This window comes from Thermosporothrix sp. COM3 (assembly GCF_059696735.1).
Map to the genome: position 1 here is coordinate 3,755,012 of NZ_AP019376.1, position 21,491 is coordinate 3,776,502.

Annotated in this window: 17 protein-coding genes and 3 tRNA genes; 18 read left to right on the forward strand and 2 right to left on the reverse strand. The window is 53.1% G+C overall.

Features of this window, described 5'->3' with window-relative positions:
* Positions 1-7 precede the first annotated feature (7 nt).
* On the reverse strand, positions 8-706 hold the full coding sequence (locus KTH_RS15890; protein WP_111317700.1) for a hypothetical protein: 699 nt from the start codon (positions 704-706) through the stop codon (positions 8-10).
* 426 nt (positions 707-1,132) lie between these two features.
* Between KTH_RS15890 and pgmB the strand changes: the two genes are divergently transcribed.
* The 6 genes from pgmB (at position 1,133) to KTH_RS15920 (ending at position 5,187) form a co-directional block, all read left to right on the forward strand.
* Positions 1,133-1,780 carry a beta-phosphoglucomutase gene (gene pgmB / locus KTH_RS15895; RefSeq protein WP_111319511.1) on the forward strand — a complete coding sequence of 216 codons (648 nt, stop codon included), beginning with the start codon at positions 1,133-1,135 and terminating at the stop codon, positions 1,778-1,780.
* Between the two features lie 53 nt (positions 1,781-1,833).
* Complete coding sequence (locus KTH_RS15900) at positions 1,834-4,041, forward strand: glycoside hydrolase family 65 protein (RefSeq protein ID WP_170142259.1); 2,208 nt, start codon at positions 1,834-1,836, stop codon at positions 4,039-4,041.
* A gap of 142 nt (positions 4,042-4,183) precedes the next feature.
* A tRNA-Glu gene (locus KTH_RS15905) sits at positions 4,184-4,260 on the forward strand.
* Positions 4,261-4,301: 41 nt separating this feature from the next.
* Positions 4,302-4,378: transfer RNA gene (locus KTH_RS15910), tRNA-Glu, on the forward strand.
* A 26-nt stretch (positions 4,379-4,404) separates the two neighbouring features.
* Positions 4,405-4,478, forward strand: a tRNA-Glu gene (locus KTH_RS15915).
* 316 nt (positions 4,479-4,794) lie between these two features.
* Positions 4,795-5,187, forward strand: a complete 393-nt coding sequence (locus tag KTH_RS15920; RefSeq protein WP_111317707.1) for a cupredoxin domain-containing protein — start codon at positions 4,795-4,797, stop codon at positions 5,185-5,187.
* Between the two features lie 93 nt (positions 5,188-5,280).
* Here KTH_RS15920 and KTH_RS15925 read toward each other — a convergent pair whose 3' ends face one another.
* The gene (locus KTH_RS15925) at positions 5,281-5,550 is read right to left on the reverse strand and encodes a hypothetical protein (protein WP_137686085.1); all 270 of its coding nucleotides are present in this window, start codon (positions 5,548-5,550) and stop codon (positions 5,281-5,283) included.
* A gap of 106 nt (positions 5,551-5,656) precedes the next feature.
* On the opposite strand from KTH_RS15925, the gene KTH_RS15930 reads away from it, so the two are divergent.
* The 12 genes from KTH_RS15930 to ndk all read left to right on the forward strand — a co-directional run bounded on the left by KTH_RS15930 (position 5,657) and on the right by ndk (position 20,893).
* The gene (locus KTH_RS15930) at positions 5,657-6,166 is read left to right on the forward strand and encodes a (2Fe-2S)-binding protein (RefSeq protein ID WP_111317712.1); all 510 of its coding nucleotides are present in this window, start codon (positions 5,657-5,659) and stop codon (positions 6,164-6,166) included.
* A 107-nt stretch (positions 6,167-6,273) separates the two neighbouring features.
* Positions 6,274-8,607 (forward strand): xanthine dehydrogenase family protein molybdopterin-binding subunit, encoded by a 2,334-nt coding sequence (locus KTH_RS15935; RefSeq protein WP_111317715.1) that lies wholly within the window; start codon positions 6,274-6,276, stop codon positions 8,605-8,607.
* A gap of 42 nt (positions 8,608-8,649) precedes the next feature.
* Positions 8,650-9,519, forward strand: coding sequence for an FAD binding domain-containing protein (locus KTH_RS15940; RefSeq protein WP_111317718.1), 870 nt, complete (start codon positions 8,650-8,652; stop codon positions 9,517-9,519).
* 295 nt (positions 9,520-9,814) lie between these two features.
* Entirely contained in the window at positions 9,815-10,825 is a 1,011-nt protein-coding gene (locus KTH_RS15945; RefSeq protein WP_170142260.1) for a GAF domain-containing protein, read from the forward strand.
* 32 nt (positions 10,826-10,857) lie between these two features.
* Positions 10,858-11,736, forward strand: a complete 879-nt coding sequence (locus tag KTH_RS15950) for a class I SAM-dependent methyltransferase (RefSeq protein ID WP_170142261.1) — start codon at positions 10,858-10,860, stop codon at positions 11,734-11,736.
* Positions 11,737-11,853: 117 nt separating this feature from the next.
* Positions 11,854-12,210, forward strand: coding sequence for a hypothetical protein (locus KTH_RS15955; protein WP_111317725.1), 357 nt, complete (start codon positions 11,854-11,856; stop codon positions 12,208-12,210).
* 81 nt (positions 12,211-12,291) lie between these two features.
* A complete protein-coding gene (locus tag KTH_RS15960) occupies positions 12,292-13,398 on the forward strand; it encodes an aminopeptidase (protein ID WP_111317728.1) in 1,107 nt (368 codons plus the stop codon).
* 173 nt (positions 13,399-13,571) lie between these two features.
* Positions 13,572-14,540 (forward strand): double zinc ribbon domain-containing protein, encoded by a 969-nt coding sequence (locus KTH_RS15965; protein ID WP_497619893.1) that lies wholly within the window; start codon positions 13,572-13,574, stop codon positions 14,538-14,540.
* A gap of 339 nt (positions 14,541-14,879) precedes the next feature.
* The gene (locus tag KTH_RS15970) at positions 14,880-16,157 is read left to right on the forward strand and encodes a M16 family metallopeptidase (RefSeq protein ID WP_111317736.1); all 1,278 of its coding nucleotides are present in this window, start codon (positions 14,880-14,882) and stop codon (positions 16,155-16,157) included.
* Between the two features lie 24 nt (positions 16,158-16,181).
* The gene (locus tag KTH_RS15975; protein ID WP_497619895.1) at positions 16,182-19,805 is read left to right on the forward strand and encodes a DUF6584 family protein; all 3,624 of its coding nucleotides are present in this window, start codon (positions 16,182-16,184) and stop codon (positions 19,803-19,805) included.
* A 42-nt stretch (positions 19,806-19,847) separates the two neighbouring features.
* Positions 19,848-20,201, forward strand: a complete 354-nt coding sequence (locus KTH_RS15980) for a roadblock/LC7 domain-containing protein (protein WP_111317738.1) — start codon at positions 19,848-19,850, stop codon at positions 20,199-20,201.
* Between the two features lie 227 nt (positions 20,202-20,428).
* On the forward strand, positions 20,429-20,893 hold the full coding sequence (gene ndk / locus KTH_RS15985) for a nucleoside-diphosphate kinase (protein ID WP_111317741.1): 465 nt from the start codon (positions 20,429-20,431) through the stop codon (positions 20,891-20,893).
* Positions 20,894-21,491 lie beyond the last annotated feature (598 nt).

Consider the following 21,491-nt stretch of genomic DNA (forward strand, 5'->3'; position numbering starts at 1 on the left):
TCACGCCTCATTTGGCCGGTTTGGCATAGATGCCTGATTGATTGGCATAAATGTTGTAGGGCAAACCATCCGCAGGCAAAAAGACCGCCTGCCCATACGCCGCCTCTACAAAGGGGGATGACCACGCCTGTTTATAGACCGTCTTAAAAAAGTCGCCATCGCCTCCATTCAGTTCTATGACAGTTCGCTCAGCGGTTCGCTCAAGATTGGGGTCTTCATAGCGCCCCTGAAGGCGAGTCAGCTTATATCCAGTATGAAACCCGAGCAGGTTCATCCAGCCTGGAAACTTTAAGATGTTGCCCTGAAGCATCCACTGATCGCCCTTCACGAGGTAGCTATTGTTCGCCTTTACCTTGCCGTTCTCATCAAACTGTGTCAATTCAAGGTTCATCGAATGCGGCATATTGGTGAATGATGTAGCCTGCACACGCGCAACCAGCACATCCCCGGTCAGCGCGATATAGCTTTGCAGCAGCGATGAGGCCCAGAGCAACAGAATCGCCAGAGCGAGCAGCAGCCCGCCGCTCGCTCCATGCTTCCAGCGCACGCGCCGCCGCACACGATAGCGTTTGCCGCTCTCCTCATCAAACACCACCCGATGGCGCTTCACAACCGTGAAAAGAGAATAGAACAATAAGCTGAGTCCGAGCAGCACCATCAGGGTTAAAATGATCTGTGGAACACCAAATGAAACGGGGTAATTCATGCGCGGCACATCTCCCTTGTCATCAAAAAGAACAGTAACAGCCACCTTGCTCTACATGGTAATACGATTCTGGAGCAACTTCGGCACATCCAACAGCAGGGTAACAGAACGAACGACAAAGAAGAAACATTCGCGATAACATGTTGACAGAGAAAGATGCAGATTTGCGATTTCAAGCCGGAGCAGGTAAAATGCAGCTAAGAAGCGCTGGCAGCGTATGCATAACCTCTACAGAATAGAAACCCGGCCTCTTCCCTACACAAATGTATCAGTTTCTATACGGAATGTTCACTCTTGTTACCGTTCATTCGTTAATGGGAATAGAACAAAGAAAGTATGTGAAGAAGCGCCGAGGGAAAGCCCTACCGCGCCACTATAGATCAAAAAAATTGATTGTGACCAAATACCTCAACGAGGAGTTTTTTTATGGAAAGACCAAAAGCCATCATTTTTGATCTTGACGGAGTGCTTACTGACACGTCGGAATATCATTTTCAGGCCTGGAAACATCTCGCCGATGATGAGGGCATTCCATTTACCAGAGAGGAAAATGACGCCCACCTGCGCGGCGTGGGTCGACGGGACTCGCTTATGTACCTGATTCGTGGCAGACAGTATAGCGAGGAACAAATCCAGGAAATGATGGAGCGCAAGAACCGGTATTATAATGCACTTATTGAAAAGATGACGCCTGATGAAATCGTTCCAGGTGGGATTGACCTGCTGAAAGAAATCCGAGCAGCAGGCATCAAAACCGCCATTGCATCGGCCAGTAAAAACTGTCGTACCGTCGTGGAACGGCTCCAAATCGCTCCCTACTTCGACGGTATCGCCGATGGATATAGTGTTGTCAATGGAAAACCGGCTCCAGACCTGTTTGTCTATGCCGCTGGATTGCTGCACACACCAACTGTTGCGTGTCTCGGCGTCGAAGATGCCGCCGCGGGCATCGAAGCGATCAAAAAGGCGGGAATGAGAGCGGTTGCCATCGGGCCCGAAGAGCGTTTCCAGGGTGCAGACAAAGTGCTCCCAACCCTGGATCACAAGCGGCTATCGGATTTACTGGAGGACTAAAGCAATCCCATAGCCCTGAGAGATTGCATAAAGATAGTAGGGAGGGCGTTCTTGTGAATCTCTGGCACATAACCGAAGAGACATTTGAACCCACACTGAAAAGAATCCACAGCAATGAGACCGTCTTCACAATCGGGAACGGCTACTTTGGTACACGTGGAACATACGAGGAAGGATACCCAAGAGACAACGCCGCGACACTCCTGTTTGGGGTATTTGATGACATTCCGGTTGCCCGTGAGGAATTGGCAAACACCCCCGACTGGATTCCCATTAAGCTCTTCGTCAATCGCGAGCGCTTCCGCCTTGATCGGGGGCAAATCCTGGCATATCAGCGCAGCCTGGATATGCAACAGGGCTTGTTGCGCCGTACTGTCACCTGGCGAAGCGATCAGGGAATACGCCTTCGGCTCGACACGGAGCGTTTCGCCAGCCTTGCCGATGAGCATGTAGGCGCGATTCGCTACACCGTGACTATTGAAGAGACACCAGACAACCAGCCCTGTGACATTTCTATCTGGAGTGGAATCAGTCTGGCTGAAGGTAACTACGACGTTATGCACTGGGAATCGGTTGACCAGAGGAGTGAGGGCGATATCTCATGGTTCCATACCGAGACCAAGAAGACCCTTGTCCAGCTCGTCCAGTCGATGTGTTTCCTCAGCGATACACCGGAGTTCGAGCGCATGATGCTGGACTCGGATATCGCGCCTAGCATCCGCTACAATGGGAAGCTAGCCCCGGGTGAAACCTTCACCGCAGACAAAATTGTGGTGATGTACACGTCTCGCGATGTGCATAATCCGCGCGAAAAGTCTATTGCGCATCTCCAAAAGCTGTTAGACAGCGCATCCGGGCACTACCGGCAGGTGTATAACGAACTGCTTGCCAGAAATCAAGAGGCCTGGCGCACCTTCTGGGAGATTGCAGACGTCGTCATTGAGGGCGATGAGCGAGCACAACGTGGCATGCGCTTCAATATCTATCAGTTGCGCATCAATGTCTCGGATCATGATTATCGCTATAGCGTTGCCGCCAAAGGTCTGACCGGCTTCGGCTATCGCGGTCACGTCTTCCATGATACTGAGGTATTTATGCTGCCCTTCTATACCTTTGTGATGCCCAAAGTAGCGCGTAATCTATTGCTCTACCGCTATCACCTGCTGGATGCCGCCCGCCGGAAAGCGGCCAGCAACGGGTATGAAGGGGCACAGTATCCCTGGGAAAGCACGCTCAACGGCGAAGAAACAACCCCGGTCTCGATTGTGCACCCGGAAACCGGTGAGGTCGTTCCGGTTCTCAACGGCTTCATTGAGTTGCATATCACGGCCAGCATTGCCTATGCCGTCTGGCAATACTGGCAGATCACGGGGGACGACGCCTTTCTGCGCGACTATGGGGCGGAAATCCTGCTGAGCACAGCCACCTTCTGGGCTAGCCGGGTGGAGAAAAACGAGGAGACCAACCAGTACGAGATCAATGATGTGATCGGACCCGATGAGTGGCACGAACATGTCGACAACAACGCCTTTACCAATTATATGGCGAGCAAGAATATTCTCTATGCACTCGATGCGCTTCGCTGGCTGGCCCTGAATGCACCAGAGAAAGAGCGCGAGCTTGGAGAAAAGCTGCGCCTGACCAATCAACGCATCTCATACTGGCTCGACGTCGCCCAACACATGCGCGTGCCTCAAGTACGACAGAGTGGCCTCTTTGAGCAATTTGACGGGTTCTTTCAACTCGAACCGCTTGATCAGAGCAAGTTCAAGGGACGCCGCGACTCCTTCCAGGGTATCCTGGGGGTTGAGGCGGTCCAGAAATATCGCATCATCAAGCAGGCCGATGTGTTGATGCTACTGACATTGCAACGCGATCAATTCGACGAGCGAACCAAGCGCGTGAACTGGGACTATTATTACCCCATTACCGATCATGACTATGGCTCGTCGTTAACTCCCGCGCTGCATGTTGTGCTGGCGTGCGAACTGGCCTACCTGGAAGAAGCCTATAAGCTCTTTATGAAAGGCGCAATGGTCGATATCGAGAACCTGCGTGGGAACACGCCCGAAGGGATTCATGCCGCCTGTGCCGGAGCCGTCTGGCAGGCAGCCATCTTCGGCGCAGCCGGGCTTCAAATCAGCGACGAGCACAAGGTGATTACTGAACCTCACTGGCTCAACAACTGGTCTCGGCTGGCCTTCTCGGTCTACTACAAAGGGAAACTACACCGTTTCGACCTGCGTCGTGAGCAACAGTGAGCAACCAACCGGGGTAGGGAATTCTCTACCCCGGTTTGACCATTTTCTGGAAATCCAGAGAAAAAACCCTTGACAAGCCCGGAAAGTTCAGGTATTATGTACCCCGTGGTCAGCCGGGAACGGTAGACCAGCAAAATACTAAGGCGCATTCGTCTAGCGGTTTAGGACACCGCCCTCTCAAGGCGGAGATCACGGGTTCGAATCCCGTATGCGCTACCAGAGTGATAGGGTTTCGGCCCTATCACAACAATACAAACCAGGGCGCATTCGTCTAGCGGTTTAGGACACCGCCCTCTCAAGGCGGAGATCACGGGTTCGAATCCCGTATGCGCTACCACTTCTTTCTCTATTCGAACACTATCTGGCGCATTCGTCTAGTGGTTTAGGACACCGCCCTTTCAAGGCGGAGATCACGGGTTCGAATCCCGTATGCGCTACTTCAGAGGTAAGGCTTATCGTCTTACCTCTTTTTTTGTGCCCTCGACCAACAAAACAGGTTTCTGCCAGGCAAACCAGTTTCTCAGCAAAAGCAGGCGTTGAAAGAGCCCGAAGGAAGGTGTATTATTGTGGGGCACGTTTTAAGCCCAGGACGCTCTTCTATAGCGTTCAGGCCAATCGTGGAAAACTTGACAGGTGTACAGATCTCTTTGCTATAGTAAGAACTAGTAACACCTCCCTGTGATGTTGAAGAACAGATGCTCATATCCACAGGAGAAAAAATCTCTTTTTTCGGAGGACTGAAAGGGAACATCCATGCATAAAAAAGGTATCCTCGTCACCGTCCTGATTATACTTACTCTTTCGCTGACCACCGTGATTTTTGCCGGTTGCTCGGTCCGGGCTCAGGTTGAGGCGAAGACAAAAGTGAAAATGGGTGCAGCCGATTTCATCGACAAAAAGGTTGAAATCAAAAAGGGAGAAGCCATCACGCTGGTAAATGCCGTTCCTTCCACACACTATATCTCGAACGGAACCTGGGATAACGGTAAAGCCAAACCGATGTCTGAGCCAAACGCGCCAACGCTGAGCGCTGTTGCTGTCAGTGGCACTGGCTCCATCACCGTCGGGCCATTTAATCAGGCGGGAGAATTTAAATATTACTGCACCATACACCCGAATATGAATCTCACTGTCGTAGTCAAGTGAAGACGCTTCATATTTATCTGCGAGAAGGGGGCCACGCTGGAACAGTGGCTCCCTTCTTTCGTTCTCAAGGCATCGCGCCACAAAATGGCCCTGTCAAAGAATTGACATCCCTTCTCCCGATATGCTACGCTCTTTATCATCACAGAAAACGTGCACGATCAGCATGTCCATGATCGGCTTTGTAGGTTGTTCCCGACAATCACACAGAGCAGGCGTGAAGAAGAGGCGAATGTATGGGCTTTCCTCGGAGGCGACCACAGCAACAGGCGTCACGCGATGTGACATCCCGAGTTCCTTCTTGCGAAGCATCGCTTTCTTGCACCTTGCTCCATCCACCAGCAATATCTCAGGTTTCTGATACATCGATAGACTTTCCCTATATAGTAAGTTTAGAGAGGCTCTCTGCCCGCACACATTTTTGTTGCCCTTGTAATAGAAAGCGGGCACAGGCGAGATGGAGGTATTTTTCATGGCAAACAAGCGCTCTATTACCGTCACCGTCAACGGGAAACAACATCACTCTGAGGTCGAGCCCCGCATGCTTCTGGTCAACTACTTACGTGACGTACTCGATCTGACCGGCACCCATGTCGGCTGCAACACCTCACAGTGTGGCGCATGCGTTGTACATTTGAATGGCGAGGCAGTGAAATCCTGCACCGTACTTGCCGTTCAGGCCGATGGCGGCGAGGTCACCACCATTGAAGGTCTTGCTCCCGAAGGCAGCCTGCACCCGTTACAACAAGCTTTCTGGGAGAAGCATGGCCTGCAATGTGGCTTCTGTACTCCCGGCATGATCATGGCATCGGCTCAACTGCTAAAAAACAACCCCAACCCGAGCGAAGCCGAGATTCGCAAGGGCCTTGAGGGCAATATCTGCCGCTGCACTGGCTACCAGAACATCGTTCGTGCCGTCCAGTATGCTGCAGAGAAAATGCAGGCAGAGCAGACAGAACCCGTCGGAGCAGGAGGCGAGTAATCGCTTCCCTGTTCTTTCGGCACAGCAGCAGCTCCGGCTCATAACAAGCAACCATCTCTTCCGCGTTAACAGTGTTTCCATTGCCTGGGAAAGGACGTGATATTTTCATGGGTATTGCATCTATGCTCGGCACGTCAATTAAACGCCGGGAGGACCCGCGCCTGATTACCGGACAGGCAACCTATGTCGATGATATCAAGCTCATGGGTATGCTGCATATGGCGGTCCTGCGCAGCCCGTATGGACATGCACGAATCCAACACATTGACGTGTCAACCGCCCTGCAAGCGCCCGGCGTGGTCGCGGTCTACACAGCAGAAGACCTGAAAGGGAAAGTCGGCAATATCGCCGTTGCCGTTCCTCTTGGACATATTACCGAAGGCATGGGATGCCGTGGCCCCCTGGCTGAAGGCAAAGTACGCTTCTATGGCGATCCAGTCGCGATTGTACTGGCAGAAACGCCCTACGCAGCCCGGGACGCGCTTGACCTGATCGAAGTTGATTATGAGCCACTTCCCGCCGTTGTTGATGCCGAAAAAGCCATGCAACCCGACGCTCCGATTCTCTATGAGGATTTCGGGACCAATGTTGCCCACAGTGTCCACCCGCCGACCGACGAGATCGAGCGTGTCTTTGCCGAAACGCAGGCCAATGGCGGCGTCCTGGTGAAAGCGCGGCTGGTCAATCACCGCGTAGCCCCCGTCTCAATGGAGACCCGGGGCGTTGTGGCCGATTTTCGCAAGGCAGATAAAAGCCTGACTCTCTGGAGCTCGTCGCAGATTCCGCACCTGCTGCGCAATATTCTGGCCGCACAACTGAACCTGCCACAGCATCAGGTACGCGTGATCGTGCCGGAGGTTGGCGGCGGCTTTGGCTCGAAGCTCAATGTCTATCCTGAAGAGGCTCTGGCCGCGCTTGCCAGTATGCTGCTTGGTCGCCCCGTCAAATGGATCGAGGACCGAAGCGAGAATCTGGCGGTTACCGTTCACGGACGCGACCAGATTGACTATATTGAGGTTGCGGCCACACGCGAGGGCAAAGTGACCGGCCTGAAGGTGCATGGGATCTCGGACATGGGAGCATACTGCCAGCTCTTCACCGACGTGATTATGCTGGCATTTGGCTACCCCGTCTCCTGCGGCGCCTACGACATTCCAACCGTCCACCTGAGCGCGGATATTGTCTTTACCAACAAGGCCCCAACCGACGCCTATCGCGGCGCTGGACGTCCCGAAGCTACCTATGTCGTTGAACGAGCGATGGACCTTGTTGCCCGCGAACTCGGCAAAGACCCGGCGGAAATTCGTCTGCTCAACTTTATCAAGCCCGAGCAGTTCCCTTACAAGTCGGCTGCCGGTGCCGTCTACGACTCCGGAAACTATCACGCCGCCTTGCGGAAGGCAATGGAGTTGATCGGCTACGAGCAGCTACGCGCCGAACAGAAGCAGCAGTCAGGTGACAAGCTGCTCGGAATCGGCATCTCGTCGTACATCGAGATCTGCGGCTTTGGCCCGAAGGGCTCAGCACCGGTCGGGCTCTATGAAAGCGCTCGCGTACGCGTGGAGCAGAGCGGCACAGTGATTGTCTACACAGGAGCCTCGCCGCATGGACAGGGTGAAGAAACAACCTTTGCCCAGATTGTCGCTGAGGAGTTCAGCATTCCAGTTGAGAACGTGCTGATCCTGCACGGCGACACCGACTCCACGCCCGAGGGACGCGGCACCTATGGCAGCCGCACCACGGCAGTCGGCGGCTCGGCAGTCTTTAACGCGGTCCAGAAGCTCAAAGAGAAAATGCTGCTGATTGCCTCCCATATACTCGAGGCCAGCCCGGATGATCTGACGCTCGAAGATGGCAAGTTCTCCGTAAAGGGGGCCCCCTCAAAGGCCGTGACATTCGCCGAGGTTGCTATGACGGCCAACCTCTCGAATACGCTGCCCAAAGGGATCGAACCCGGCCTGGAAACCACCGTCTTCTTTGAGCCCGACGCGTGTGTTTTCCCCTTCGGCAGTCACATCGCGGTCGTCGAGATCGACAAGGAAACCGGTCAGGTCCATCTCAAGCGCTTTGTCGCCGTCGATGACTGTGGCCGTCAATTGAATCCGATGATCGTGCAGGGGCAGATTCACGGAGGGCTGGCGCAGGGCATCGGGCAGGCGCTCTATGAGAGCGTCGAGTACAATGACGAGGGGCAATTACTGACAGCGACATTGATGGATTATGCGGTTCCCGCCGCAAAAGACTTTCCACCATTTGAGCTCGATCACACGGTCACGCCCACGCCAGTCAATCCGCTCGGCGTGAAAGGGGTCGGCGAGGCCGGCACGATCGGATCAACTCCGGCAATTGTGGCCGCTGTCGCAGATGCGCTCAATGTCGCTCATGTGGATATGCCCTTTAAACCGGAAAAAATCTGGCGGATCATCCACCAGCAACCATAAAAAGCCCACACACATCAAGAGGAAAGATGAGGAGAAGTTTCTATGTCGATACCCGCAGCTTTTGATTACCATCCCGCCCAAACGGTGGATGAGGCGCTGTCATTACTTCAGCAGTACGGTGATGACGCGAAGATACTGGCTGGCGGACATAGCCTGATCCCCGCGATGAAACTCCGGCTGGCACAGCCTGAACACCTTGTCGATATTGGCCGAATTCAGGGACTCTCGTACATCAAAGAGGAGCAGGACACCATTGCGATCGGCGCTTTGACCACCTACACCCAGATCGAGCGCTCGGACCTGCTGCAACAGTATTTTCCCCTGATGGTCGAATGTGCCAGCATTATCGCCGATCAGCAGGTCCGCAACCGGGGCACGATTGGCGGCAGTATCGCACACGCTGATCCAGCAGGCGATATGCCCGGCGTTATTCTGGCACTCAAAGGCGAGATCGTGGTGCAGGGCCCCGGGGGGAAACGCACCATCGCCGCCGATGATTTCATCCTGGGCGCATTTGAAACGGCCCTGGAACCGGATGAAATCGTCATCGAGCTCCGTTTCGCCCGCCCGCCCGCTCACACCGGCAGTGCCTATCAGAAACTCGCAAACCAGGCCTCGCATTACGCGATTGTTGGCAGCGCAGTGGTGCTCACTCTGGACGCAAATAAGACCTGCACCGCGGCCAGCGTCGTCATTACCGGCGCCTCGATGAAAACTGAACGCTCCCGAGCGGTTGAGCAGGCACTTATTGGCAAGCAACTCGACACCGCAACGATTACCGATGCAGCCAGCCATGCCGCCGATGAACTGGAACTGGTCAGCGACATTCACGGCTCCGAAGAGTATCGCAAGCAGATGGCAAGCGTCATCGTACGCCGCACCATCAATAGTGCGTTAGAGCGCATCAGCTAGGCAAGCAACGACTCATAAGGGCACCCGACCTCTCGTCGGGTGTCTCTTTTTTTGTCCGGTATTCAATGTCAGTATTATTGTAGCCCTCCTTTCCCTTTTCTACAACATATGTGAACACATGCAACACACAATGTAGACAATTGTAATGAGCGACCAGGCGTATAAAAAAAGTATTAAAAATTCACGTTGTTCCTACCACGAATTGAACTTTTATTATCAAAGTGCTATGATAGATGCGCGAAACTCTGGAAAAATTCTAAAGCGTAGAACATCACCAGAATGGGCAAGGAGAGCTATGAGCGAGCCGACTAACTTCACAAGCTGGAATGCATTACTCGATTTTCTGATTAAAGACCCCCATGAGAAACAACGAATAGCGCAGGAGATCCGGGTCAAGCCAATTACACTCCATCGGTGGGTTGCGAACGAATCACGACCGCGCGAAGACAATATGCGCACGCTCTTGAAAGCGATACCACGCGCGTATGCTCAGGAGTTTGTTCGGCTCATCGAGCAAGATTTTCCTCAATTGGTCGAACAGGGACAAGCAAAGGTCCAGCGGATTCCATCCGTTCCACCCGCTGAGTTCTATGCCAAAGCGCTGAACCATCATGCCAACACACCACGCTCTATCTATCCACAACAATATATAGATCTGGTCTTGCAGCAGGCCCTTTCACTCCTCGATCCTGAGCACGAAGGCATTTCCCTCAGTATCATCAGTTGTGTTCCACCTCGCGAGGGCCAAAAAGTGCGCAGCTTGCGCGAGATCAGCAGCCTGTGCTCAAAACAGCAGCGCAACCCGAGCGGGCCAAAAACGCTGTTTCTGGGCAGTGAATCGCTGGCAGGTACCGCAGTTCTCCATTATCGCCCGGCAGTGCGAAGCCGCCGCGATGAACCCGCCTCGCCCACGCCTGCCCATTGGACAGATCAAGAGGAGAGCGCTGTTGCTTATCCCCTGCTCCGTCACTCAAAAGTGGCTGGCAGTCTGGTTGCATCAAGCCCCTATCCTGAGTATTTTCAGGATAGCCACATTCGCCTGATCGAGAATTACGCAAATCTGGTCGCGCTGGCCTTTCAAGACCACGAATTTTATGCGCTTGAAGACATCCATCTACACCTTATGCCTCAGCAGAGCCAGCAAGAGCCCTATTTTCGGTACGTCAATCAGCGCGTATCGCAGAAAATGGCTCAGGCTGCCAGTGAACGTCGTCTCCTGTCTCTGCACGAAGCGCAACAGGAGGTCTGGCAGGAACTCGAAGAGGAGTTTATCCAGCTAGCAGCAGGAGTCACCGAAAAGGAGTAACGGGTCACTCATCACAAAGGAGGGCTATGAGTATGACAGACCCACAGGAATATTTCGGAAAGAATGAATACAACACGTATGTCATTGACTCGGAAAGCGCCGCTGAGATGACACGCCTGCTCAAGCAGGATCGCCTGATTACCAGCGCAATGGGTGGGATCTTCCCTGAGCGGGAAAACATCGATATCACTGATATCAACGATATACTTGATATCGCCTGTGGTCCCGGCGGATGGGTGCTCGATACTGCCTACGCGCATTCCGACATCGAGGTCACCGGTATTGATATCAGCACGCGCATGATCGAGTATGCCAGAACACAGGCTCGCGTTCAGGGGCTTGAGAATGCCCATTTTCATGTCATGAACGCGCTCAATCGTCTGGAATTTCCCAATAACTCATTCGATATGGTGAACACTCGCTTTATTGTTGGCTTTATGCAGGCGTCGCACTGGCCCATCTTCATCCAGGAATGCAAACGTATTCTGCGCCCGGGCGGGATTCTTCGCGTCACCGAGATGGAATGGGGCTTCAGCAACAAGCAGGCCTTTGAAAAGTACTCCTGGCTGATCAGCAGCGCCTTCCATAAAGCCCGGCACAATTTTTCGCCAAATGGCCTGCACATGGGCCTCATTCATATGCTGGCAGACTTCTATCAGAAGGCCGGGTTCGAGCAGATCAAGCAAGAGGCCTGCGTGGTAGACTTCTCCTATGGCACACCGTATCATGAGGGTTTCTATCATGATCTGGAGGTTGGCTATAAGCTGGTGCAGCCCTTTATCACCAAATGGGGGATCAGCACTCAGGAGGAGCTGGACCAGGTTTATCAGCAGAGTATGGCCGAAATGCAGAGCGAAGATTTCCGCTCACTCTGGATTCTGCTGACCACCCTCGGCACCAAGCCGCGCTAATCCATCCATTTGAATTTTCGCCTCTCTCCTCGTTTACCCTCCTATGAGCAGGGGACCATTCCTCCCCTGCCTCTTGCATCTTCTTTGTGAGACATACCACCAGATTGGAAAGGAACAATGCAGCACAAAAAACATTTTCGGCTATCGGTTCTCCTGATCCTGTTTCTCTGTCTCTCGGCCTTCGCATTCCTGCCAGCAGTTACCGCCCACGCACAACAGCAGACAGGCGTGCATCATGTGCTGAAGGGTGGCAACCATCATTCTACGGTAAAAAAGAAGAAGAGCAGCTATCGACCGCCCAGGCGGACCAGCCACTCTTCATCCAGTTGCCAGCGCTATACTGACCCTCAGCAACGGGCTGCCTGTGAGAAGCGCGAGAACCTCATCCTCTTTGGCGTCTTGCTGCCGCTCTGTCTTCTCGGTGGTATCGGGTATGTGCTCTATCGTTGGTACAAAAGGAAGGTAGCGCAATAAGCGCGTCGACGTCCTGGAAACGGCCAGGCAAGCGTGTTACAATACAAAGAAAATTCCCTGGCAAAGGACGAAACGTTCATTATGCATGATATCCGCATTGACCGTTGGGCAAAAACGCTCGTTGAATATTCACTGTATCTCAAACCAGGCGATATCGTTGCTATTCATGCGACTCCGGTAGCGACTCCGCTGATAGAGGCGGTGTACCGCGAGGTGCTACGTGCAGGCGCATACCCGATCCCTGTCATCAAGTTCGATTCCCAGGACGAGGTGTTCCTGCGCGAGGCCAGCGAGGAACAGCTTACCTCCCGACCGACCTTTCTTGAGGAAGCTCTGGCACAAAATATCACCGCTCGTCTATTCATCCAGTCGGAGATCAACACGCGAGCCCTGACCTCAGTCGATCCCGCGCGTCTGGCCCTCTCACGGCAGTCTGGCCGTCATATCTCCCAGATCTTCCGGCAGCGCGAACAGGCGGGAGACTTCCGCTGGTCCCTGACGCTCTATCCGACAATCGGGTATGCTCAGGATACCAATATGTCGCTCCGCGAGTTTGAAGAGTTCGTCTTTGATGTCTGCTTCCTGAATGATCCCGATCCGGTAGCCCGCTGGAAAGAGCTCTCTGTCAACCAGCAGCGTCTTGTCGATTGGCTCAAAGGGAAAAAGAAAGTGCATATCCTGGGCGAGGGCACAGACCTGACCCTATCAATTGAAGATCGTATCTTTATCAACAGCGACGGCAAGCGCAATTTCCCGAGCGGTGAGTTCTTCACCAGCCCGGTCGAGAACAGCGCCAATGGCGTCATTCAATATGATATTCCTTCAACCTACAGTGGACGCGCAGTTGAGGGGATTCGCCTTGTCTTCAAGGAAGGAAAAGTTGTTGAAGCCAGTGCTCGCGTCGGCCAGGAGATCCTTGAACAAATGCTAGCACTGGATGAGGGCGCACGATACCTCGGAGAGTTCGCGTTTGGTACCAATACCCGCGTGACTCGTGGCACCAGAAACATTCTCTTTGATGAGAAAATGGGTGGCACCGTTCATCTGGCGCTTGGTGCCAGCTATCCAGAAACGGGCGGTCTGAACAAATCAGCGCTACACTGGGATATGATCTGCGACCTGCGCACAAAGGGTGAAGTCTGGGTTGATGATACCCTCTTTCTGAAAGATGGTCAGATTCTTATCTAGCCTACACACAACAAAGCGGCGAGCACTTCGTATACATTGTATAAGGAAGCGCGAATTTGAGATGCAGGCAGTAGATACGTTCATTTCTTGTATGGACTTATCCTACTGCCTTTGTTTTCATGCAGCATCGAGTGTCGACAACCGACAACGCATATATGAGGAGGTTCCTTTTCATGGCAACCTGTAGAAATTGTGGTAGCGATGTTACCGGCAAAAAGTTCTGTCCCGAATGCGGCACCCCCGTACAGGTTGGCGGACGCTATGCCTTTTGCCCGCGCTGTCATGCCGAGACAGCTCCCGATGTCGCATTTTGTCAGCATTGTGGCACCGCGCTCCAGCCAACGGCGGCGCAGCCACACAACTCGACCCCACAAAGTCGCCCCTGTCCGTCCTGTCATACAATGGTTCCGATGGCAAGCGTGTTCTGCCCGGGATGTGGCTATAATCTTGGCCCCAATACTGGTACCGGCATGGGCACCAATCCAAACACCAATATAAGCAGTCCCGGAGCCCATAGCGGCCCCACGATCTGTCAGCGCTGTGGACGACAGAATGATCCGGGTGCGTCGGTCTGTCATGGTTGTGGACAGCCGCTGGCTCACGGGCAGCAGCCCACGCCGACACCCTATCCGGGCAATCAGCAGATGCCACAGCCCTACCAGCAGCCCCAGCCACCACAGGTCCACTATCAACAGCAACAGGTCCATTATCCACAACAACAGACATACCCACAGCAACCATATGGGCAACCTCCCTATCCGCAGCAACCCTATGGGCAGCCTCCCTATCCACAACAACCCTATGGGCAGCCCTATCCGCAGCAGCCACCATATAGCGGATTCCAACCTGCTCCCAATCAGATGGTGATTCTCTGCCCAACCTGCCGCGCGCTCTCACCAGTTGGCGCCTCGCATTGTCTGAACTGCCATCAGAGCTTGCTCGGTATCCCACCAATTCAGGCAAACCAGCTCCCGCCCAACCTGCAACCGCAGAAAGGCGGCTTCCTGCAAAGTGATGGCGGAAAAATGGCGGTCGGTGCACTGGGTGGTGCAGCAGCGGCAATTGGCGGCTTTATGCTCTTAGATGCGGTTGATGATATCTTTGACCACGACAGCGGACCACTGGATGATCTCTTTGATTAGTAAGCAACAGAGATAGGAAGGGAAGGGCAGGCATTTACTGCCTCCCTTCTTATTTTATATATACCGAGATTATGCGCCAACGCGACCCTATCTCACCCACTCAACCTACATATCCTGGATAAGGATGAGCAACTTTTCTTCCTATTCTCATGGTTTCCAGTTGCGACAATGCGCTAAAACGTCTATAATACAGCGAGATAAGCTGATTCTGAGTAAAGTAAAATAGCAACTGTACGCGTTTTATTGAAATTCACCTTTTTTGACTTATCAGGAACTATAAGGAGATCACGGCCCTCTTCTCTCAGGTGAAAGAGGCTGAGTGCCTGACGAATAATCTACATGAACTACGAGCGAACCACGCTGCAAAATGGACTACGTTTGTTGACCGCTCAGATGCCTGGTATGCGCTCCGCGAGCATTGGCTTCTTTTTTTCTGTCGGTTCACGCTACGAAGAAGATCGTATAGCAGGCGTCTCACATTTTATCGAGCATATGCTTTTCAAGGGGACCCGCCGCTATCCTTCCGCAAAACATATATCCGAGGCGATAGAAGGTGTTGGAGGGGTATTTAACGGGAGCACAGGGAAAGAGATTACCCACTACACAGCTCGTGTACCGGGCGAGTATCTTGAAAATGTGCTGGATGTGCTGGCAGATATGGTGCGGCATCCGCTCTTTCTACCTGAAGAGCTTGAAAAAGAGCGGAATGTTATCATAGAAGAACTTAGCTCAACGCAAGACGATCCAGCCGAATGGGTTAGCCTGCTTGCTGATGAGGTTATGTGGCCTGATTTGCCCCTGGGGCGTGATGACGCAGGGACGATTGACTCCGTCAAAGGACTCAAGCGGGAAGACATGCTTTCCTTCTTGAACTCCTATTATCGCCCAAACTCCCTGGTTATCAGCATCGCGGGCAATATTGACCCGCAGCAAAGCAAACAGCTGGTAGAAAAGTATTTTGCCGACTGGGAAGCGAAACAGGGTCCACGCTGGAAACTCAGTCTTCCCCCTCGGGACGTATCGGCGGTGCGTTCGATCCAGAAGGCAACCGAACAAACCAATATCTGTCTCGCGACACTCGGCGTTTCATACCTGTCGCCAGACTATTACCCTTTCCTCTTGCTCAACGCACTGCTTGGTGACGGTATGAGCTCGCGGCTCTTCCTGTCTATCCGCGAAGAGCAAGGGCTGGCATATGACATAGGAAGCTACTACAATAGCTACAACGAGACGGGAAGCCTGGTTATCAGTGCGGGAGTGGACCCGGCACACACCAAGAAAACGATACGCGCAATAGTGAAAGAGCTGCAACGACTCTGTGACGAACCAATCCCCCAGGACGAGCTGGAACGGATCAAAGCATATATGCGTGGTGGCCTCTGGCTCGGCCTCGAAGGTACCCAACAGGTAGCCTCCTGGCTTGGTAGTCAGGAATGTCTTCAGAATCGTGTACGCAGCATGGAAGAAACAGAACAGCGGATGAATGCAGTGACAGCACAGGATATTCAGCGTGTAGCCCGCTATTGCTTCGCTCCCGAGTGGCGACGCCTTGCCATCATCGGGCCGGAAAACGTCCGGCACGCTGAGTACTTCAATACGTTGCTAACAGGTGTGTAAAGAGGGAAGAGGAGACCTATTTTTATGGCACAAGTAACGCTTCGTCAGTACCTGCAAGAGACAGAAGATGCCATCAGTAGCGGTCGCATTGACGACGCGTTTGCGCGTTGTCAAAATATCCTTGCCCACTTTCCGGAGTCGCTGGAGGCGCAGCGACTCCTCGGCGAAGTGTACCTGGCTCAGGGAAATCTCGATGATGCTCAGCAAGCATTCGACTGGGTTCTAACCAATGACCCGGAGAATGTTGTTGTCTACTGCGACCGGGCATTAATCAGTGAGCGACAGGGTGATTATGATACAGCGCTTGATTGCTATCAGCAGGCCTACGAGTTGAGCCGTGGCAACAGCCAGATCCGCAACGAGTTCAATGCATTGAGCGCCCGCGTTGGACAGCAGGGCTTTATGTATTCTCGCGCTGGCCTGGCTCGCCTCTACATGCGGGGCAGCTTATTCATTCAGGCTATTCAGGAATGGGAAGCAGTTCTTGCAACCACTCCCGATCGCCTGGATGCACGCACTGGTCTGCTTGAAACTTTCTGGCGCGAAGGGCTCTATGACCGGGTCGAGCAACTGGCAAACCAGATTCTTCAGGAAGTGCCGGGCTGTGTAAAGGCGCTTCTGCTTCTCGCTCATGTCACTTCGCCGAAAGATATGCGTCAGGCGCAGCAGTTGCTTCAACAGGCTGAGAAACTCGACCCTGATCTTCAGCTTGCTCAGGACCTTTTTGCCGATATGTTCGTCAAACAAGCGCATGAACCGTTCCTGCAACTTCTCCGCAAAGAACCTTCACAGCTCGATACGGAAGGAGTGCGCAGCGGGGCCCCTGCCTTTGCTGATGAGCTTGTCAGCGCAACACCCTCAAATACTGCCTACTCGTCCCACGGCTTCTCCGATGAGTTGCCAAGCTGGGCCAGTCTACCCGCTGTCCATCCTGAAACTACGCCCTCATCCACGCCCGTCAACAGCAATCCAGAGGAAACGATGTTCCCGCAGTGGATGGATACTGTCGCGAAAACCAATATGTGGGCCACACCTGAAGATGCCGCCCGGGCCAACAATCAGGATATTCCAGACTTCGCTGCATACCTGGATAGCTCCTCTCAGTCAGCCTCTTCATGGGAAACTCAGAATCAGCAACCAGAACAGCCTGTTGCCGATTTTGGTCAGCTTTTCACTTCTCCTCAGCAGGAGCAACCTTCACTTTCTGAACAATCTGAGCAGTTTTCTTCATGGGAAAGCTTGTCAGCGTTCGCAGCCACTCCGACAAACAATGAGCAACAACCACAGGCCGAAACGATCAGCAATGAAGTATCTTTCAACGGTAACTGGGACAATGCACAGAAACAGGACGAGAACCAGGCTGCGCCAGCATGGCTGAATATGCTGACCCAATCGAGCGAGCGTAAAGTGAATAGCGCTGAACTCCCTCCGGTTCCCGCTCCGATAGAACAACAACCGGTCGAACAGCAGCAACTCCCCGAAGAAACAAAGGCTTCTGTACAGCAGCCCTCTAGCCCGAGCTGGAGCGAAGATTCACAGGAACTTCCCGCCTTCAGTATGGGCGACGACGATGATGTTATCCCGTTTGGCCCCGAATGGCTGAAATCTATCGGCGCAGAATCCATCGAGGATGACGAGAAACCACAGCTCGTTCAAGAAGCGTCTGCTCTGGCAGAGAACAAGCAACAACCAGCCGCTACTATGCCAGACAACACAGTATCTCAGCCCGAGAAGCCAAAAGACGAACCTGCATGGCTCAGCCAGCTATACCAGAATGCGCCACAAGCCCCATCTTTTGAGACTTCTCAGACTCAAAAAGAAGAAGTCTCTTCCTGGTCCGGTTTCGAGCAACAGCAGCAACCTGTTCAAGAGCAGAAGCAGCCTTCCAGTCCTTCCTGGTCCGGCTTCGAGCAACAACCTGTTCAGGAACAGAAGCAACCTTCCAGTCCTTCCTGGCCTGGCTTCGAGCAACAACAGCAGCCGCTTCAGGAACAGAAACAGCCTTCCAGTCCTTCCTGGTCCGGTTTCGAGCAGCCTGCACAACAGAAGCAACCTTCCAGTCCTTCCTGGCCTGGCTTCGAGCAGCCTGCTCAGGAAAAAGAAGAGTCACTGCCATCATGGGCAACGCCTGCTGAGCAGCAGCCGGATTGGTCAACCCAACTGTTTGGTAATACGCAATCTGACATCTCAGAGGCCCAGGTGAACGAACAAAATATTGTTGCCTCACTGGAAGAGCTAGAAAAGAAGCTCTATGCACAGGGCTTTGTCCCGATGGAGCCTAATACACTCTCAACCATTGCGCAACAAAACAATACACCTGTAGAAAAATCAACCGAGCAACAACCACAGCCAGAAACTGTGGCGTCGCTGTCAGATGACTCACTCTCTTCGGCACTGGCAACCCTGGGCGAGTTCCCTGCAATACCCAAACAGCAAAAGGCTCCAGCTTCGGAGCCAGTAGAATCTCAATGGGCTGCCTCCTTTAATCCTGTACCAGAGCCATCAGTCCAGCAGAAACAGCCTTCCAGCCCTAGCTGGCCTGGCTTCGAGCAGCAACCTGTTCAGGAGCAGAAGCAGCCTTCCAGTCCTTCATGGTCTGGCTTCGAGCAGCAACCTGTTCAGGAGCAGAAGCAACCTTCTAGCCCTTCATGGTCTGGCTTCGAGCAGCAACCTGTTCAGGAGCAGAAGCAGCCTTCTAGCCCTTCATGGTCTGGCTTCGAGCAGCAAACTGTTCAGGAGCAGAAGCAACCTTCCAGTCCTTCATGGTCTGGCTTCGAGCAGCAAACTGTTCAGGAGCAGAAGCAACCTTCCAGCCCTTCATGGTCTGGCTTCGAGCAGGAGCAGCAGCCAAAACAGCCCTCTTCTCCTGTCTGGCAGCCCCTTCAGGAACAGCCAAAACAGCCAGTAGAGCCGCAGTGGGCCGCTTCCTTTAACCCTGCATCTCAACCAATGCAGGAACAGCAGCCAAAACAGCCCTCTTCTCCTGTCTGGCAGCCCCTTCAGGAACAGCCAAAACAGCCGACAGAATCTAAGAGGAACATACCAGCACAGGAACAACCAAAGCAGCAACCGCAAAGAGGCGACATCCGTCAGCCAGCAGCGAGATCAATACAGGATATCGAGGCGACTGTCAAAGCGTCACCGATTCAAGCAGCCCGCATGAAAGCGATGCAAGAGCAGCGTACTGGTAGCATGTCTGCAATCCCGTCACGACCGGGAGTGACAAAGCCTCAAGCCTCGCAGTATAATCCGATGCTCGACCAGCTTGAAGCGACCATGAAGCGCCCGGCGATCCGTATTCAGCCAACGCAGCAGCGCGGAACCCCAGCACCGCAGTCGAAGGGACGCTCACTGGCAAATCAGGGGAACGAGAACAACGGAGCGAAAGCGAAACTCCTGAAAGGCTACCAGCATCAGCTTGTCGGTGAATACGACTCAGCCATGAAAGAATATCGCTCTATCATCCGCAACTCACCAGAATTGTTAGATGAGGTGGTCAGCAACGTACGTGCGTTACTGAAACTGGCCCCGAAATACGCGCCAGGCTACCGCGTACTGGGTGATGCCTACATGCGACAGGGCGAATATCTCCAGGCAATGGAGGCCTATAATAAAGCCCTTATGTTAACAAACAGGCCTCGTCCCTAGTCGAAGGCAGCTAGCTGAAAACATCTACAAAGGAGTCACAGCGTGGAAACGATCCTACAACGGTTGACTGACCTCGATGAGGTATACAATGCGATTCTTGTTGCTAAGGAAGGCTTGATTGTTGCAGGTACGTTGCACAGCGAGGATGAAGAGGTCATCGGTGCAATGTCCGCTGCTGCTTTCGGTTCCATCACCCATTTTACTGGTCAGGTCAGTAATAGTATTGCAAAGCATATTATTATCGAAACCGAGCGCAATACGATCCAGATGGAAGAAGCTGGAGACCTTATCCTGATCGTGATCACCCAGCGCTCTGGCGGGAACATGGGTCGTGTACGCACCGAAATGAAAAAAGCCTGTCGGCAGCTCACAGAACTGGTCGCCTCAAGCTTTTAATCGGGTTACATCCTGAAGAAAGTACAGGCAGGTGCGCTCTTGTAGCGTATCTGCCCTTGCTTTTGCCCTTACAAGCGTAAACCGACTTTCCCCCTGCACAGCGGACCTCTCTCCGGTGTGTAGAGGAAAAGCCAGTTGCAGCGGCTCCCTGGGGTCGCTGGAGGTTGGAATAAACAAGCAAGCAAATAAACAAACAAGAAAACACAAAAAAGGAGAAAGTTATACAGATGGAACGCACACTCGTTCTACTCAAGCCCGACGCCATTCAGCGTGATCTCGTCGGCGAAATCCTGTCCCGCTTCGAGCGCAAAGGCCTGAAGATTGTTGGTCTCAAGATGATGCAGTTGTCAGATGAGCTGCTCAACGAGCACTACAGCCATCTGGTCGGGCGCGACTTCTTCCCCGAAGTCAAATCTTTCATGCAACTTACCCCGGTCATCGCATTGTGCCTTGAAGGCACCGACTGTGTGAACACCGTGCGCGCACTCTGTGGCGTGACCAAAGCCCGCGAGGCTGCACCTGGAACCATCCGCGGCGAGTTCGGCATGAGCGTTCAGGCTAACCTGATTCACTGCTCCGACTCCCTGGAAACCGCTCAGGTTGAGGTTCCGCGCTTCTTCAAGGCAGAGGAGCTCTTCGAGTATCCCGATGCCCTCATCAACTACGTCTACTCCGCTCGCGAGCAGGAATAAAGCCAGATCCATAAAAAAAGAAGGGGTACTCAGATTCTTCGAGTACCTCTTCTTTTGCTTTTTGAGAGACCGCTTCTAAAAGACAAATTTCGGGCATACGTTCCCAGCACTTTCGTGAATACAGGAAAAACACGAAGCTTCCATTCTTCTTTGAGCAGGAATCTGGAAAGAAAACAGAGAGGAATAGATTGTGTTTATTCCCTACTACATCCCGCCAGCAACAACACGGACCCACTGAATCAATTACTTGCTGTGTTCAGATGTGTGTCCTACTTTTTCAGCTTTCCGTCTGGTGCTTTCAGCCAGACGCCAGCAGCGGCTTTTACTGCGAAAGCATTTGTCCTGCTCTTCTAATGTGACCGGCGGCGTACCCTTCAAACAGAAAACCTGATACATTGGTTCACCCACAACATCGTTACAGGGAAACCAGCGCTCCCGATAAAAAGGGCAGGCGTTTTTATGTCGTCGCCAATTACAATTCTCCGCCGGATGTGTATGAATCTGGCCTGCCACGAGTCGTCCTTCCTAACTCTTCAGAGTAAACAACTAGATGCAACGATACAAGGTAGTATATTGTACGACACGAACAGGGGTCAAT

Coding starts and splice junctions, on each gene's coding strand:
- KTH_RS15965 (WP_497619893.1), top strand. CDS start 13,572: ATGGCAACCTGTAGAAATTGTGGTAGCGATGTTACCGGCAAAAAGTTC.
- KTH_RS15975 (WP_497619895.1), top strand. CDS start 16,182: ATGGCACAAGTAACGCTTCGTCAGTACCTGCAAGAGACAGAAGATGCC.
- KTH_RS15890 (WP_111317700.1), bottom strand. CDS start 706: ATGAATTACCCCGTTTCATTTGGTGTTCCACAGATCATTTTAACCCTG.
- KTH_RS15970 (WP_111317736.1), top strand. CDS start 14,880: ATGAACTACGAGCGAACCACGCTGCAAAATGGACTACGTTTGTTGACC.
- KTH_RS15940 (WP_111317718.1), top strand. CDS start 8,650: ATGTCGATACCCGCAGCTTTTGATTACCATCCCGCCCAAACGGTGGAT.
- KTH_RS15935 (WP_111317715.1), top strand. CDS start 6,274: ATGGGTATTGCATCTATGCTCGGCACGTCAATTAAACGCCGGGAGGAC.
- KTH_RS15950 (WP_170142261.1), top strand. CDS start 10,858: ATGACAGACCCACAGGAATATTTCGGAAAGAATGAATACAACACGTAT.
- KTH_RS15960 (WP_111317728.1), top strand. CDS start 12,292: ATGCATGATATCCGCATTGACCGTTGGGCAAAAACGCTCGTTGAATAT.
- KTH_RS15925 (WP_137686085.1), bottom strand. CDS start 5,550: ATGTATCAGAAACCTGAGATATTGCTGGTGGATGGAGCAAGGTGCAAG.
- KTH_RS15955 (WP_111317725.1), top strand. CDS start 11,854: ATGCAGCACAAAAAACATTTTCGGCTATCGGTTCTCCTGATCCTGTTT.
- pgmB (WP_111319511.1), top strand. CDS start 1,133: ATGGAAAGACCAAAAGCCATCATTTTTGATCTTGACGGAGTGCTTACT.
- KTH_RS15920 (WP_111317707.1), top strand. CDS start 4,795: ATGCATAAAAAAGGTATCCTCGTCACCGTCCTGATTATACTTACTCTT.
- KTH_RS15945 (WP_170142260.1), top strand. CDS start 9,815: ATGAGCGAGCCGACTAACTTCACAAGCTGGAATGCATTACTCGATTTT.
- ndk (WP_111317741.1), top strand. CDS start 20,429: ATGGAACGCACACTCGTTCTACTCAAGCCCGACGCCATTCAGCGTGAT.
- KTH_RS15930 (WP_111317712.1), top strand. CDS start 5,657: ATGGCAAACAAGCGCTCTATTACCGTCACCGTCAACGGGAAACAACAT.